Genomic DNA, 16,409 nt, shown 5'->3' with positions numbered 1-16,409 from the left:
ACATGGTCGCCGCCTCCGGCATCGATTTTTCGCCGTTCCTGCCCTGGCAGGCGCTGGCTGCCCTTGGCGTCATTGGCCTGGCGCTGTGCCTCGCCGGCTGGCGGGCGCGCGGCCCCGTCGCGCTGTTGCGCGCCCTGGCGCTCGGCCTGCTGCTGCTCGGCCTCGCCAACCCGTCGCTGGTGACCGAGAACCGCGAGAAGCTGAAGGACATCGTCGCCGTTGTCGTCGACCGCTCCGGCTCACAAACCCTTGCCGACCGCCGGACGCAGACCGACGCCGCCAGCGCCGCCGTGATGCGGCAGCTGGACGCGCTGCCCAATATTGAAAGCCGCGTGGTCGAGGTGAAGGACGGCGCCGGCGACGAGGGCACACAGCTTGTCGGCGCCCTTGGCGGCCTGCTCGCCGATGCGCCCGCCGGCCGCGTTGCCGGCGTGATCGCCATCACTGACGGCGTCGCTCACGACGCCCCGGCCAACGCAGCGGCGGCGGCAGAAGTCGCCGCCAGCTTCGCCGGCGCGCCGTTTCACGCGCTGGTCACCGGCAGCCGGCGGGAGATCGACCGCCGCGTCGCCCTGACCCAGGCGCCGCGTTTCGGCATCGTCGGCAAGGACATGATAATCCGCGCGGAGATCGTTGAGCGCGGCGGCCCCGGAACGGCGCGCGTCACCTTGCGCCGCGATGGCCTTGCCCTTGGCGCCGCGACGCTGGCCACCAACCGGCCCGTGGACATTCCCGTGCGGGTCGATCACGCTGGCCCGAACGTCATCGAGATCGAGGTTGAGCCGCTGGCCGGCGAACTGACCCTGGCCAACAACCGGGCCGTGCTGGCGGTGGAGGGCGTGCGCGAGAAATTGCGCGTGCTGCTGGTCTCCGGCGAGCCACATCCGGGCGAGCGCACCTGGCGCAACCTGCTCAAATCCGACGCCAGCGTCGATCTGGTGCACTTCACCATCCTGCGCCCGCCGGAGAAGCAGGACGGCGTGCCGATCAACGAGCTGTCGCTGATTCCATTCCCGACCCGCGAGCTGTTCCAGCAGAAGATTCGCGATTTCGACCTGATCATCTTCGACCGTTACGCCAACCAGAGCGTGCTGCCGTCCGCCTACTACCAGAACATCGTCAACTATGTTCGCAACGGCGGGGCGCTGCTGGTGTCAGCGGGGCCCGAATTCGCCGGCCCCACCAGCCTTGCCCGCACGCCGCTGGCCGAGGTTTTGCCCGCCATGCCGGACGGGCAGGTGAGCGAGACGCCTTACCGGCCGGCGCTGAGCGGACCGGGCAAGCGTCATCCGGTGACGCGCGATCTGCCAGGCGCCGACGCCGCCGCGCCGGACTGGGGCTCCTGGGCCCGCCTGGTGGGGGCGGAGGTCGATCGCGGCGCCGTGGTGCTGGATGGCCCGGAGAAGAAGCCGCTGCTGGTGCTGCAACGCGAGCAGCGCGGCCGCGTGGCGTTGCTGCTGTCCGATCACGCCTGGCTGTGGGCGCGCAATTTCCAGGGCGGCGGCCCCTATCTCGACCTGTTGCGCCGCGTCAGCCACTGGCTGATGCGCGAGCCGCAACTTGAAGAAGAAGCGTTGCGGGCCGAGGCGCGCGGCGGTGAGATCCGCATCACCCGCCAGACCATGGGCGATGCGCCGGAGCCCGTTCTGGTCACCGCGCCGGATGGGGTTGAAAGTCGCGTCGCCCTGACGCTGCGCAAGCCCGGCGAATATGTGGGCGCCATGCCGGTTGGCCGCCAGGGGCTGTACAGGCTGCGCTCCGGCGATCTGCTGGCGTTCGTGGCCACAGGACCGCAAAACCCGCGTGAACTGGCGGACGTGTTCAGTGATGAAGGCCGGCTGCGGCCGCTGGCGCAGGCCAGCGGCGGCGATGTGCGGCGCCTGCAGCAGGGCGACCAGCCCCTGGCGACGCCGCGCATCATCATGGCGCGCAGCGGGACGCTGTCCGGACCGGACTGGATTGGTCTGAGGCCCCGCGATGGCCATGTGGTGCGCGGCGTCTCCAGCACCCCCCTTGGCGTTGGCTTCGCCGCCCTTGGCCTCGCCCTTGGCGCGCTGTTGCTGGTGTGGGTGGGTGAAGGCCGGCGCAGCCGCGTCCGCTCCTGACCAGGTCAGACGCCAGGTCGCGCCGGCGCGCCGCAGCCGCCCCCGGCGCGACCTGGCGTCCTGGCGGGAGTCCCAGCCGTGGCGTCAGATCAACGCAATTGCCATGACAGATCGTGCAGGTGGCAACAGTGGCTGTAATTGTCGTTCAATAAATCTGATTAATCGCGCTTAAATAATATTTGAATCGCAAAATACTGATTAAGCAACTTGATGTTATTTTGATTTACTGAATCATCTTAAATTATAAATTTATTGAAAAATACAACAAAAATATTCAAATATTCTTGTATTTACATGGTGTATGCGCGATGAATCAGGTCTGGTTCGGGCTGGCGCAATGGTGGCGTGATGGGGGAGCGCGTTCGGCGATATGGGATGGCCGCCCTGGCGGCGCCTGTCCTGCTGGCGTCAGGCTGGCCGGCGGGAGCCGCTGCGCCGACGCTCATGCCTGGCGCGGCGCAGATCATTGCCACTGGAACATTCACCCAGGGCGCGCGCAGGGGCGGACAAGGCAACGGCTCATTCCGCAAGGATGAGATCGAGGGTCTGGCCGAGTACGGTCTGCTGGATGGTCTGACCATCCTGTTTTCGCCCCGCCTTGCAGTCCAGTCCGTCAGCCGGTTCGCGAGCGTTGCGGCGGGTGATGACGTAACGCTTGCGGCGGGGCGGAGGGTCGAGGCTGGCGGTTCGGCGCGCCTTGGCTTTCGCGCCCGTCTGTTGCAGGGCGCGCGCGATGTGGTTTCACTGGAGCTTTCGGGACGCGGCGGCGCCCTGGCCAGCGATATCGCCAGCCCGGTCATGCGGCGGGCGGCGGAGGTTGAGGCGCGCCTGCTGTGGCTGCGGCAGTTTCATCTGGTGGGGAAGCCGTGGTTCATCGATGTGCAGGCCGGCTACCGTCATTTCTTTGAGGCTGCAACACGGTGGGAGGCGGGGCGGAGCGACGGGGAGGCGGTGTTCGACGCCACCCTGGGCGTCCACCTCACGCCGCGCCTGATGCTGATGCTGCAGAATTTCAGCACATTTCCCGTCGGCGGCTCCGGCGCGCCGGGCGGCCGCAGCGGATCATCGCACAAGGCCCAGGCGTCGCTGGCGTGGAAGCTGTCGCCGGTCTGGACGCTGCAGGCCGGCGTGCTGGGAACCTGGGCCGGCGGCGCGTCCTGGCGGGAGCGGGGAATCGTTGTTGGCGTCTGGCGGCGGTTCGGCGGCTGAACCGTCGCAGTTTCCGCTGGCGGCGGCGCTGTCAGCCATCTCCACAGGCAGGCATCGCCAGACGCAAGAAAGGCGCGACCATGTCGCGCCTTTCTGCAGATCCGGATTGCCTTCGCGCTTCCCCGGGGAAGGGCGGAGCCAGTCGCTATCAGCCGAGCTGGATCGAGCCAGCCTCTGGACCCTTCGGGCCTTCGACGAGCTTGACGATGACCTGCTGGCCTTCCTGCAGCTCATCAATGCCGGAGCGCGAGAGTGCGGACTGGTGGACGAAAACGTCCTTGCCGCCGCGCTCCAGAGCGATGAAGCCGAAGCCGCGCTCAGGGTTGAACCACTTGACGATGCCAGCTTCCTCCGGCACGCCATCCAGAACGGACGGGTCGAAGAAGCGGCCGCCGGGACGACGCGGGCCACGGTCGCCGAAGCCACCGCGATCGCCGCCGCCGAAGCCGCCGCTGCGCGGGCCGCGGTCGCCGAAGCCGCCGCGATCGCCGCCGCCGAAGCCGCCGCTGCGCGGACGGGGAGCTTCCGCCGTGCTGGTGTCAACGTCCAGAACCTGCGTGACCTGGGCGCCCTTCTGGCCCTGGCCGACGCGCACGGTCAGCGTGGTGCCGGGCTCCAGCGTGGAGTGGCCAGCGGCTTCCACGGGACGGATGTGGAGGAACGCCTCGCCCGAGCCGTCGGTCAGCTGGACAAAGCCAAAGCCCTTCTGGGCGTTGAACCACTTCACCGTAGCGCCAACCTCAGGACCGCCGAAGTCATTCTGGCGGGAGAAGGATGGCCGGGATGGCATGGAAGGCGCCATCTCGTGCGCCCACGGATCAGGGGCGTGGTCACGGGAACGGCGGCGGTCGCGAAAATCGTTGTCTCGGCTCATCCGGATACTCAGCTTGTAAAAGTTCAAAGGCGCGGTCGGTACTTGAGCGGCCAACGTATTAGTAACCCTACTTAACGTCGGTTGAAAGGGGGCAAATGCCCTCAGGCGCATAAACTTTTGGCGCTTGCCCGAAAGTGATCGCGCGACGGTCGGCGAGGCAGAATGCTTTTGAGGCGCGGCAGTGGCGCGTATAGTTGCGTTGTTCCGGTCACCGTCAGCAGAAGATCCCTGGTTTTGTCTGGTTGAGCGATGGCTGCTGATGAGGCTTTCGCGCTGTAGCGGGCCATTTCACCGCAGATCACCCGATTTCGCGAGACTGGGATGCAATGCGCGCCGTTTGCATGGCCCGCGTTGCCGGCGCCCCAGGTCTGCAGTCAGTTCTCCGCCCGTTCTCCATGCTGTCCTGCTGCGTCATCTCGACTTCTGCGACGTCGTTGCCTAAAGCGATTGTGTCCGCTCTGATCGCGCGCATCCAACCAACTGGCTCCGGCCGCCGCGAGACCTGTTCGCGGCAACCGAACCGGAGCTGCAAGGGAGACAATGGCGATGGCAGCCATCAACAAAGTTACCGACCTGACCCTGGATGGCGACGTCGCCGTCATCACCCTGAATTCCCCGCCGGTGAACGCCCTGTCCGCGCCGGTGCGCGACGGCCTGTTCGATGCCTTCACCGCCGCCGTCAACGATCCGGCCGCGAAGGCCATCGTGCTGCTGTGTGACGGCCGCACCTTCATCGCCGGCGCCGACATCAGCGAGTTCGGCAAGGGTCCGAGCGGCGCATCGCTGCTCGACGTCCAGGCGCTGATGGAAAATTCGCCGAAGCCGGTGGTCGCGGCCATCCACGGCACGGCGCTGGGCGGCGGCTTTGAGGTTGCGCTCACCGCGCACTACCGCGTCGCGGTTCCGTCCGCCAAGGTGGGTCTGCCGGAGGTCAAGCTCGGCCTGCTGCCTGGCGCCGGCGGCACCCAGCGCCTGCCGCGCCTCGTTGGCCCGGAAGTCGCCCTGGAGTACCTGACCAGCGGCGATTTCATCAATTCCGACGTGGCCCTGAAGAGCGGCCTGGTCGACGAGCTGGTCGAGGAAGGCAAGCTGCGTGACGGCGCCATCGCGTTCGCCCGCAAGCTGGTCGCCGAGAACCGCCCGCTGAAGAAGGTCCGCGATCTGCAGGACAAGGTCGAGGCCGCCCGCGGCAAGCCGGAAATCTTCGCCGCTTTCCGCAAGGCCAACGCCCGCCGCTTCCGTGGTTTCGATGCGCCGGAAGCCAATATCAAGTGCGTTGAGGCGGCTGTGAACCTGCCGTTCGACGAGGGCATGAAGGAAGAGCGCCGCCTGTTCGAAGGCCTGATGACCGGCTCCCAGTCGGCCGCCCAGCGCTACATTTTCTTCGCCGAGCGCCAGGCCGCGAAGATTCCGGATGTGCCGGAAGACACCCCGGTTCTGCCGGTCCGCAAGGTGGGCGTCATCGGCGCCGGCACCATGGGCGGCGGCATCTCGATGAACTTCCTCAGCGCCGGCATTCCGGTGACCATCGTCGAGATGCAGAAAGACGCGCTTGATCGCGGCGTCGGCATCATGCGCAAGAACTACGAAAACACCGCGAAGAAGGGTCGCCTGACCCAGGCGGACGTCGAAAAGCGCATGGGGCTGCTCACCCCCAGCCTCGATCTCAATGACCTCGCCGATTGCGACATGGTCATCGAGGCCGTCTACGAGAACATGGACATCAAGAAAGAGGTGTTCGCCAAGCTCGACGCCATCGTCAAGCAGGGCGCCATTCTCGCTTCCAACACGTCTTATCTTGACGTCAACGAGATCGCTTCGGCCACGAAGCGTCCGGAATGGGTCATCGGCACCCATTTCTTCTCACCGGCCAACGTCATGAAGCTGCTGGAGATCGTTCGCGGCGACAAGACGGCGAAGGACGTTATCGCCACGGTGATGAAGCTGTCGAAGAAGATCGGCAAGGTTCCGGTGCTCGTTGGCGTCTGCCACGGCTTCGTCGGCAACCGCATGCTGGCCCAGCGCCAGCGCGAGGCCAACAAGCTGGTGCTGGAAGGCGCCATGCCGTGGGACGTCGACCGCGTGCTGTACGACTTCGGCTTCCCCATGGGCCCGTTCGCCATGTCCGATCTGGCCGGCCTCGACATTGGCTGGTCGAAGGACAAGTCGTCCTCGTCCACCCTGCGCGAAGTGCTGTGCGAGATGGACCGTCGCGGCCAGAAGAACGGCCGGGGCTTTTACGACTACGACGAGAAGCGCAACGCGACGCCGTCGGCAGAGGTTGAGAAGATCATTCTCGACTTCTCCAAAAAGCAGGGCATCGAGCGCCGCAAGATCTCCGATGAGGAGATTCTGGAGCGCTGCATCTACCCGATGATCAACGAAGGCGCGAAGATTCTCGAGGAAGGCAAGGCCATCCGCGGTTCGGACGTCGATATCGTCTGGATCAACGGCTACGGCTGGCCGGTCTACCGCGGCGGCCCGATGTTCTACGGCGATCTGATCGGCGCCGACAAGGTGCTGGCCAAGATGAAGGAATTCCAGCAGAAGCATGGCGATGACTTCAGGCCCGCCGCCCTGCTGGAGAAGGTCGCGGCGGACGGCAAGAAGCTGCACCAGCTCTGATCTGCGCATTCGCGCGGCGAACCGGCCATGCGCCGGCCGTCGCGCCAGCCACCAGCCCGGCGTCCGCGCCGGGCTTTTTTGTGGCGGGAGCTGGAGCGACGTTGCGGACCGGCCAGGCCGGCGGCGCCCAGGGGCTGGTGAGTTTCGCCAGTAGATATCGCTTCCGGATTTCGCCGTTGGATAGCCGCGACGCTCACTTGACCGGAGCGTGAAACCTGGCGTGAACTGGATGGGTGGGGCCGGTTGTGCTCCCGGTCCCGATTAGATGCATCTGTTCCAGGCGGCCCCGCGCCGCGCCTGGACATGCCCCATGCAATGAGGCCCGCTTGCGTGTCCTGATCATCGAGGATGAGGCGCTGCTGGCGCTGGAATACGAGCTGCTGCTGGAAGAGCTTGGCTGCGATCCGGTCGGCGTGGCCGGAGATTCGGTCTCGGCCCTGGCCATGGCGCGGGAGCTGGCTCCGGATCTCGCCGTCGTCGACGTCAACCTGCAGGACGGCATGACCGGCGCCGACCTCGGCGTGGCCATCGCCGCGGACCCTGGCGTTCCGGTGCTGTTCGTGACCAGCGAGGCCAACCACGTCGACCTCGGCGCGGAGCGCGTGCTGGGGGCCTTGCCCAAGCCCTTCACCAGCGCGGGGTTCGCCGCCGCCATTGACTGGGCGCGCAGTCACATCATCGGGGCGACGCCGGCGCCGCGCCCGGTGGGTCTCCTCACGCGCCTCTGACAGGCGGCATGGTTGTGGCGCCGGCCCCCGCCCTGGAGCCGTCGCCCACAGGAATTGTCATTTCTGTCCAGTATTCGGAAATTTTGTGCCGTCATGGTTTACGGGCGCGAAAGATTGTGCTGTCCCCGGCGTCTCCCGCTGGCCGATACAAAACCGTGATGTCGGTGTGGATTTGTCAACGAATTTACCGAACGAGCGCTTGTTCAAGGGTTGCCATGGCGCGTCGCCCTGTAGAAGATTGGGGGAAGTGAGGGGCGTTTGTCGGGCCGGCAGGTTGCAAACGTCTGCGGTTGTGGTGAGAATAGCTAGCCGAAATAACAAGATCAGCTCGGCTCAGGGAGGGGATTGTGCGTGACAAGACGCAATGGACGGTCGCACTGCGCCGTAATTCATCCGGTCCGGATTATTCCGGCCATCATTTCCACATTTCATAGCGCCGGGTAGTCCAGCATGTCAGGACCCATACTGTCCGTGCGTGATGTCGCCGTCCGTTTTGGCGGCATCGTCGCGCTGAGCGGCGTCTCGTTCGATCTTCCGTCCCAGCAGATCAATGCGCTGATCGGGCCGAACGGCGCCGGCAAGACCACGCTCTTCAACTGCCTCAGCAGGCTTTACACGCCCACCAGCGGCGACATCCTGTTTGAAGGGCAATCCATTCTCTCGCGTCCGGCGCACCGCATCGCCGAGATCGGCATTGGCCGCACCTTCCAGAATCTGGCGCTGTTCCAGAATCTGTCGGTGTTGGACAACGTCCGCATCGGCAGCCATTGCCGGACGCGCGGCGACTACATCAGCGACGCTCTGGCGTTGCCGTGGAGCCGCTCCACCGAGAAGGAAATCGACCACAAGGCCCGGCAGATCATTCGTTATCTGGACCTGCAGTCGGTCATGCACCGGCGCGTCGGCGATCTGCCGTTCGGCACCCAGAAGCGCGTCGAAATGGCCCGCGCCCTTGCCGCCGACCCCAAGCTGTTGCTGCTCGACGAGCCCGCAGCCGGTCTGAACCACGGCGAAGTGGAAGAGCTTGGCGACCTGATCAAGCACGTGCGCGACGACCGCAAGCTCACGGTGTTGCTCGTTGAGCATCACATGAGCCTGGTCATGTCGATCTCCGATACGGTGGTTGCGCTCAACTTCGGTCGCAAGATCGCTGAGGGCACGCCTGCGGAAGTGCAAAACAACCCTGACGTCATCGCTGCTTATCTCGGGACGGACCAATGACGAAACTTCTTGAAGTCAAGGGTCTGCACGCCAGCTATGGGCAGACCAAGGTGCTGCACGGCATCGACTTTTCCATCGAGCAGGGCAGCGTCACCACGCTGCTGGGCGCCAACGGCGCCGGCAAGACCACCACGCTGCGCGCCCTGTGCGGCATGATCCGGCGCTCTGGCGACATCCTGCTCAATGGCGAGCAGATCAATCGCAAGCAAACCGAGGACATCGTTCGCGTTGGCGTCGCCCACGTTCCTGACGGTCGCGGCACCTTTACCCGCCAGACGGTCGAGGAAAACCTGCAGTTGGGCGCCATGGCCCGCTCGGACAAGGCGGGCATCGCCCAGGATCTCGAGCTGGTGTTCAGCTATTTCCCGATCCTGAAGGAGCGCCGCACCCAGCAGGCGGGCCTTCTGTCGGGCGGCGAGCAGCAGATGCTGGCGGTGGGCCGCGCGCTCATGCTGCGTCCCAAGCTGATGCTGCTGGACGAGCCGTCCTTCGGCCTTGCTCCGATGATCACCCGCGAGATTTTTGAGATCTTCCGCGAGCTGAACCGCAAGGAAAAGGTCAGCATGCTCGTCGTCGAGCAGAACGCCCAGATCGCTCTTGATCTCGCCGAACAGGCTTACCTGCTCGAAACCGGCCGTATTGTGTTCTCGGGGCGCGCGGATGACATCCGTGACGACGAGAACCTTCGTAAAGCCTATCTGGGCTACTGAGGAGCCGACTGATGGAACTCTTTGTTCAGCAAGTCATTGCGGGCATATCGACCGGCTCTATCTATGCCTGCGTCGCGCTCGCCGTCGTCATGATTTATGTCGCCATCGGCCACCTGAACTTCGCCCAGGGCGAAATGGCGATGTTCTCCACCTTCATCGCCTGGCAGCTGATCACCTGGGGCGTGCCCTACTGGGCTGCGTTCTTCCTCACCATCGCCATATCGTTCGTGGGTGGCGTGGTCATCGAGCGCGTTATTTTCAAGCCGCTCGACAATGCGCCGATCCTCAGCCACGTGGTGATGTTCATCGCCCTGCTGACCATCATCACCAGCGCCGCCGGCTTCATCTGGGACTTCTCGATCAAGACGTTCCCGTCGCCGTTCGGTTCGGCTCCGCTGTTTGGCTCCAGCCTGATCAGCGCCCACCAGGCCGGCATGATGGTCGTTACGCTGATCCTGCTTCTGGCGCTGTTCTTCTTCTTTCGTTACACGCGCGTCGGTCTGGCGCTGCGCGCTTCCGCTGACAATCCGGTTTCGGCGCGGCTCGTTGGCATCCGCGTCTCCTGGATGATCGCACTCGGCTGGGGCCTCGCCACCGCCATCGGCGCCGTCGCCGGCATGATGGTGGCTCCGGTGGTGTTCCTTGAGCCGAACATGATGCTCGGCATCCTGACCTATGGCTTCGCTGGCGCCGTTCTCGGCGGTCTCAGCAGCCCGGGCGGCGCCGTGCTTGGCGGCTTCATGGTGGGCGTGGTTGAGAACCTGGCCGGCACCTTCATTCCCGTCATCGGCGGCGAGCTGAAGCTCACCATCGCCCTGTGCATCATCGTCCTGGTGCTCGTCCTGAAGCCTGGTGGTCTGTTTGGCCGCGCAACCGTCCAGCGGGTGTAATCATGTCTGTCAATCTTGAGGAAGCGGCCGAGCATCCCGCCGTCGCCGTCGACATCGAAACCCGGCCTCTGGGTCGGGACCGGACGCTGAAGGTCCTCTTTGGCATCCTCATTTTCGTCGTGGCGATCGCCCTGCCATTCGTCACGAAGAGCTTCTTCGTGTTCCAGATGACGATGGTGATGATCTACGCCATCGCCATTCTCGGCCTGAACCTGCTCACGGGCTTCAACGGCCAGTTCTCGCTGGGCCACGCCGCCTTCTACGCCATCGGCGCCTACACGGCGGCGATCCTGATGGACAAGGCGGGGATCTCCTACGTCTGGACGCTGCCCGTCGCCGGCATCGTCTGCTTCGTGTTTGGCTTCCTGTTCGGTCTGCCAGCGCTGCGTCTCGAAGGCATCTACCTTGCCCTCGCCACGTTCGCCCTGTCGGTCGCGACGCCACAGATTCTCAAGCTGTCGCCGCTTGAGCACTGGACTGGCGGCGTGCAGGGCATTGTCATCATGAAGCCGGACGCCCCGTTTGGCCTGCCGCTCAACCAGGACCAGTGGCTGTATTTCTTCACGCTGATCGTGACGGCCATCATGTTCTGGATGGCGAGCAACATGCTCCGCAGCCGCACCGGCCGCGCCATGATGGCTATCCGCGACAACCCGATCGCCTCGCGTTCGATGGGCGTCAACAACTCGCTCTACAAGGCGACCACCTTCGGCATCAGCGCCACCTACACCGGCATCGCCGGCGCCCTCGGCGCCATCGTTGTCCAGTTCGTGGCGCCGGACAGCTTCACGGTCGTCCTGTCGATCGCGCTGCTGGTTGGCCTGGTCGTTGGCGGGGTGGGCTGGATCCCGGGCGCCTTCTTCGGCGGTCTGTTCGTCCTGTTCGTGCCGAACATTGCCGAGAGCATCTCCAAGGGCCTGTCGGGCGCCTTCTACGGCCTGATCCTGATGTTCCTGGTGTTCATCATGCCGACGGGCGTCGCGGGCTTCATCGCCCTCATCCGCCACAAAGTCTTGCGGCGGGGGGCCTGAGGCCGATGGCGGTGCTCCTGATGCCGGATGGTCGGTCAGGAGCCTGCGGTTCGCGCTTCGGCGCATGGAAATAGAGCGCGGCGGTCCCCCAGGGGCCGCCGCGTTTTCTTTTGTGACCCAGGGAGGGAGCGTCGGCGGGAAATGCCGGGAAGGCTGGACATGTTGCGCTGGCGCGGCCGGCGCCGCCGGTTCGGCCGCCTGGTAACGCTTGTGCGTTGTCTCCCTGAGCCCGGGCGCAGGCCCGGGTCGAGACCGGCCCAAGGGGGGTGGGTCCGAAAAAACGGCGCTCCAGGTCACGGTGCGCCAGAACTGGGGAAGGAAGACCATGCAGGTTTTGGCAAAACACGTTGCGCGGGCTGCGCGCACGGCGGCCGGGTTCGCCGTGGCGGCGACGGCCGCGGCGACCATGCTCGCCCTGTCCGCGTCGGGCGCGGCGGCCCAAAAGAAGTACGGTCCGGGCGCTTCCGATACGGAAATCCTGTTCGGGCAGACCATGCCCTATAGCGGACCGGCGTCGTCCTACGGCGTGATCGGCAAGGCGCAGGAAGCCTACTTCCGCATGCTGAACGAGCAGGGCGGCATCAATGGCCGCAAGCTGCGCATGCTCAGCTATGACGATGGCTACAGCCCGCCCAAGACGGTTGAGCAGATTCGCAAGCTGGTGGAACAGGACAACGTGCTGTTCACCTTCCAGACGCTGGGGACGCCCCCCAACGCGGCGATCCAGAAATACATGAACCAGAAGAAGGTTCCGCAACTGTTCGTCTCCACCGGGGCCAGCCGGTTCTCGGAGCCGAAGGAGTATCCGTGGACGATGGGTTTCAACCCGACCTATCTCACGGAAGGGCGGATCTACGGGCGCTATATCCGCGCCAACAAGCCCGATGGCAAAATTGCGATTCTCTATCAGAACGACGATTTTGGCCGTGAGGTGATCACCGGCCTGCGCCAGGGTCTTGGCGCTGGCGCTGACAAAATGATCGTCGCCGAGGTTTCCTACGAGGTGACGGATCCCACGGTCGATTCCCAGATGGTCCGTCTGAAGAACACCGGCGCGGATATTTTTGTCAACCTGACGACGCCGAAGTTCGCCGCCCAGGCCATTCGCAAGGCGGCGGAACTGCAGTGGAAGCCCATGCACGTTCTGACGGTCAATTCGGTTTCCATCACCCAGGTGCTCAAGCCTGCCGGTCTTGAGAACGCCAAGGGACTTCTCAGCATCGGCTATCTGAAGGACTGGACCGATCCGGCCTGGAAAGGCGACGCCGGCCTGAACAAATGGTCGGACTTCATGGACAAGTACATGCCCGGGGCGGACAAGGACAACGCCGTTTACCTCTACGCCTACACGGCCGCCCAGTTGCTGGAGCAGGTGCTGAAGGCCGCGGGCGACGACCTGACGCGCGAGAACATCATGAAACAGGCCGCGTCCATGAAGAACGTGACGCTGGACCTGTTCCTGCCCGGCATGTCGGTCAACACCAGCCCGACCGACTATCTGGTGATCGAGCAGATGCGCATGGCGCGCTTTGACGGCGAACGCTGGGTTCCGTTCGGCGACCTGATCGACGCATCCACGAACCACTGACACCACGAACCACTGACCCATTGGATCGTGATGCGTCCGGAATGGCCGCATCACGGTCTGACTGTTTGCTTTGCCGGTTATTCGCACCCAAGAGGCGCCCGCTTGCAGCATCATGCACTCATGGCGCGTTGCCCGGCGTTGGCGCGTTGTCCCGCGTTGCGATCACCGCGTCGCGCCAGGGAAACGCCCCCTTTCACCGGGGCGCGCCTTCCCGACAAGGGGCCTGGCTTTGCGCCGGAAGCAGCGCGCGATCAGCTACAAAATGCTTCCCGTTCTTCCCGCCGGCAATCAGGCGTCCTGATTGTTCGCCGATGGCCGGAACAGGTCCAGCCATGGTGGGGAAGCGGACGGCCGAACGAGGCGGAAGGGTATACTCCCGCGCGGAGGCCGTCGCGTCGGTCGCACCGATGATTTATCTATTATTTTGATGGCATCCATGTCGATCATTGTAGGGCGACAGCGGGATGAGGCCAGATCTGGTTGCTCCGCAGCCGGACGGAATAGAATTAACTTATTGAAATATAATAATATATATTAATCTTGGTTCCCCGCTTGGCAAGCCGCGATGCGCTCGCTACCAAGAAAGTGCGTATGCGGCGGCTTAATAGATAAACGGGGTTTCGGGATGGAGTGGACACGGCGCGGCCTGCTAGTGGCCGCTGGCGCTGGCGCGGCGGGCGGTATGTCGGGCGCCATGTTGGGCTCCTGGCCGGCGCGGGCGGGCAAAGGGCGTTACGATGCGGGCGCTTCCGATACGGAAATCCGCATCGGCTCGATCTTTCCATATAGCGGCCCCGCATCGGCCTATGGCGTGATCGGCAAGGTGGAGGCGGCCTGGTTCCGCAAGGTCAATGACGCTGGCGGCATCAATGGCCGCAAGGTCAGCTTCATCTCCTACGACGATGCCTACAATCCGGCAAAGGCGGTTGAGCAGGTGCGGCGGCTGGTCGAGAGCGATGACGTGCTGGCCATCTTCAATCCGCTCGGCAATCCGTCCAACACCGCCATCCAGAAATATCTCAACGACCGGCGCATCCCGCAGCTTTTCGTCGCCACCGGCACGACCAAATGGGGCGACCACCGCCATTTCCCCTGGACCATCAGCGGCCAGCCGCCGTACCAGGCCGAAGCCATGGTCTATGCCCGCATGATCCTGGAGCGCACGCCGGAGGCCCGCATCGGCGTGCTTTTCCAGAACGATGATTTTGGCAAGGACTATCTGGCGGGGCTGCGCGACGGCCTTGGCGCCCGCGCCGACGCCATGATCGTCGCCACGGCGCCCTATGAACTGACGGATGCGACTGTCGACGCCCAGTTGGTGAAACTGCGCGCCGCCGGGGCCACGGTGTTCGTCAATGTCGCCACCTCGAAGTTCGCCGCCCAGGCCATCCGCCGCATCGCGGAGATGGGCTGGAAGCCGGAGCAGTATCTGGTCAGCGTCTCGCAGACCGTGGCCGGAACCATGCGCCCCGCTGGCCTGGAGAACGGCAAGGGCGTCATCAGCAGCTATTACCTCAAGGACCCCGCCGACCCGGCCTGGAGCGACGACGCCGGCATGAAGGCGATGAATGCTTTCCTTGACCAGTATCTGCCGGACGTGGATCGCAACAATATTCTCAACGTCTACGGCTATGTGCTGGCGCAGTTGCTGACGCGCGTGCTGGAACGCTGCGGCGATGATCTGACGCGCGAGAACCTGCTGCGCCAGGCGACCAGCATCAGCGATCTGCGGCTGGACATGCTGCTGCCAGGCGTTGCCATCAATACGGCGCCAGACAATTACTTCCCCTTCCGGCAGTTGCAGCCACTGCAGTTCGATGGAGCCCGCTGGCGTCCGCTCGGCGCGGTGATCACTGGCGAGGCGCGCCTGTGAAGCAGCCCGGGCGCGGCGGGCGATCCGACGAAAGTATTATCACCATTGTGATAATCGCCCCGCCCAGGTGAAGGTATTGCAAATAGTCACATCTGCAACAGAATGAAACAGGACGCGCCGGAACCAATGAGAGCGCGCATTTTTCTTTCCGGATGTGGAGCACGTGATGATCAGAGCGACCTTGAGGGGCGCTGGCGTAGCCGTTCTCGCGGCTGCGACGGGGCTGTCGGGATTTGCGTTGCAGGCGTCGCCGGCCGCCGCGCAAAAGAAATATGGGCCCGGCGTGACTGATACCGAAATCAGGATCGGCAACATCATGCCTTATAGTGGGCCTGCCTCGGCCTACGGCAGTATCGGGACAACAGAGGCGGCGTATTTCCGCAAGATCAATGACGAGGGCGGCATTAACGGCCGCAAGATCACCTTCATCTCCTATGACGACGCCTACAGCCCGCCGAAGGCGGTGGAGCAGGTGCGCAAGCTGGTGGAGCAGGACAACGTGCTGCTGGTGTTCAACCCGCTCGGCACCCCGTCGAATACGGCGGTCCAGAAATACCTGAACCAGAAGGGCGTGCCGCACCTGTTCCTGGCCACGGGCGCCACCAAATGGGGCGACTACCAGAACAATCCCTGGACCATCGGCTGGCAGCCCACCTACCAGGGCGAGGGGCGCATCTACGCCCGCTATATCCTCGACAAATATCCCAACGCGAAAATCGGCGTGCTGTACCAGCACGATGACTTTGGCCGCGACTATCTGCAGGGTCTCAAGGATGGCCTTGGCGACAAGGCGAAGTCGATGATCGTCTCGGAGGTCTCCTACGAACTGGCGGCGCCGACCGTGGACGCGGAGATCCTGAAGCTGCGCTCCAGCGGCGCCGACCTGCTCGTCAATATCACCACGCCGAAATTCGCCGCCCAGGCGATCCGCAAGGTGAGCGAGATCGGCTGGAAGCCGGCGCACCTGCTGGTGAACGTATCCAGCTCCGTGGGCGCGGTTATCAAGCCGGCCGGTTTCCAGAACGCCCAGGGCATCATGAGCGTCAACTACGTCAAGGATCCGACAGATCCCGGCCTGAAGGACGACCCGGGCGTGAAGGAATGGAACGCCTTCATCGACAAATACCTGCCGGGCGTCGACAAGACCCAGTCCAACTACGTCTATGGCTACAATGTTGCCCGCACCTTGGTGCAGACGCTGAAACAGGCTGGCGACGACCTGACGCGTGAAAACATCATGAAGCAGGCCGCCAATCTGAAGAACTTCGATCCCGGCATGCTGCAGGACGGCATCACCATCAATACCAGCCCGACGGACTTCTACCCGATCGAGCAGGAGCGGATGATGAAATTCACTGGCGACCGCTGGGAGAATTTTGGTCCCGTGCTGAGCGGCGCCATGAAGTAAGCCAGGGCATTCACGGTGACATCAGGCTCGCCGGAAATGCTTTGCCGGTTCTGAGTTCGGGCATTTTCTTCAGGAAAAGTGGGCCCCACTTTTCCGGGAATGCTCCGGCGGCGCGATGCCGGCATTGAGCCCCGCGCGGGCGAAGGC

General features: G+C 64.2%; 12 protein-coding genes. 11 read left to right on the top strand and 1 reads right to left on the bottom strand.

Annotated features, from left to right (window positions below):
- The first annotated feature begins 2 nt into the window (after window positions 1-2).
- Complete coding sequence (locus ACERNI_RS10275; protein ID WP_448833268.1) at window positions 3-2,105, top strand: hypothetical protein; 2,103 nt, start codon at window positions 3-5, stop codon at window positions 2,103-2,105.
- A 375-nt stretch (window positions 2,106-2,480) separates the two neighbouring features.
- Window positions 2,481-3,314, top strand: a complete 834-nt coding sequence (locus ACERNI_RS10270) for a hypothetical protein (protein WP_448833199.1) — start codon at window positions 2,481-2,483, stop codon at window positions 3,312-3,314.
- A gap of 148 nt (window positions 3,315-3,462) precedes the next feature.
- Here the strand turns inward: ACERNI_RS10270 and ACERNI_RS10265 are convergent, their stop codons facing one another.
- The gene (locus ACERNI_RS10265; RefSeq protein WP_448833198.1) at window positions 3,463-4,188 is read right to left on the bottom strand and encodes a cold-shock protein; all 726 of its coding nucleotides are present in this window, start codon (window positions 4,186-4,188) and stop codon (window positions 3,463-3,465) included.
- A gap of 555 nt (window positions 4,189-4,743) precedes the next feature.
- Here ACERNI_RS10265 and ACERNI_RS10260 point away from each other — a divergent pair.
- From ACERNI_RS10260 to ACERNI_RS10220, 9 genes are all read left to right on the top strand, one after another.
- The gene (locus ACERNI_RS10260) at window positions 4,744-6,813 is read left to right on the top strand and encodes a 3-hydroxyacyl-CoA dehydrogenase NAD-binding domain-containing protein (RefSeq protein ID WP_448833267.1); all 2,070 of its coding nucleotides are present in this window, start codon (window positions 4,744-4,746) and stop codon (window positions 6,811-6,813) included.
- Window positions 6,814-7,139: 326 nt separating this feature from the next.
- Window positions 7,140-7,541: a response regulator gene (locus tag ACERNI_RS10255; protein WP_448833197.1), complete on the top strand. Its 402-nt coding sequence runs from the start codon at window positions 7,140-7,142 to the stop codon at window positions 7,539-7,541.
- 450 nt (window positions 7,542-7,991) lie between these two features.
- Entirely contained in the window at window positions 7,992-8,762 is a 771-nt protein-coding gene (locus ACERNI_RS10250) for an ABC transporter ATP-binding protein (RefSeq protein ID WP_448833196.1), read from the top strand.
- Window positions 8,759-9,472: an ABC transporter ATP-binding protein gene (locus tag ACERNI_RS10245; RefSeq protein WP_448833195.1), complete on the top strand. Its 714-nt coding sequence runs from the start codon at window positions 8,759-8,761 to the stop codon at window positions 9,470-9,472. The genes ACERNI_RS10250 and ACERNI_RS10245 overlap by 4 nt, the downstream gene beginning before the upstream one ends.
- A gap of 11 nt (window positions 9,473-9,483) precedes the next feature.
- Window positions 9,484-10,362 (top strand): branched-chain amino acid ABC transporter permease, encoded by an 879-nt coding sequence (locus ACERNI_RS10240; RefSeq protein WP_448833194.1) that lies wholly within the window; start codon window positions 9,484-9,486, stop codon window positions 10,360-10,362.
- Between the two features lie 2 nt (window positions 10,363-10,364).
- Window positions 10,365-11,393 (top strand): branched-chain amino acid ABC transporter permease, encoded by a 1,029-nt coding sequence (locus ACERNI_RS10235; RefSeq protein ID WP_448833193.1) that lies wholly within the window; start codon window positions 10,365-10,367, stop codon window positions 11,391-11,393.
- Window positions 11,394-11,718: 325 nt separating this feature from the next.
- Window positions 11,719-12,981 (top strand): ABC transporter substrate-binding protein, encoded by a 1,263-nt coding sequence (locus ACERNI_RS10230; protein ID WP_448833192.1) that lies wholly within the window; start codon window positions 11,719-11,721, stop codon window positions 12,979-12,981.
- Between the two features lie 625 nt (window positions 12,982-13,606).
- Window positions 13,607-14,854: an ABC transporter substrate-binding protein gene (locus ACERNI_RS10225; protein ID WP_448833191.1), complete on the top strand. Its 1,248-nt coding sequence runs from the start codon at window positions 13,607-13,609 to the stop codon at window positions 14,852-14,854.
- A gap of 166 nt (window positions 14,855-15,020) precedes the next feature.
- Window positions 15,021-16,262: an ABC transporter substrate-binding protein gene (locus ACERNI_RS10220; RefSeq protein ID WP_448833190.1), complete on the top strand. Its 1,242-nt coding sequence runs from the start codon at window positions 15,021-15,023 to the stop codon at window positions 16,260-16,262.
- The last annotated feature ends 147 nt before the right edge of the window (window positions 16,263-16,409 follow it).

This window comes from Camelimonas sp. ID_303_24 (assembly GCF_053543495.1).
Note: the sequence above shows the minus strand (reverse complement) of the source record. Positions and strands in the feature narration are given on the sequence as shown.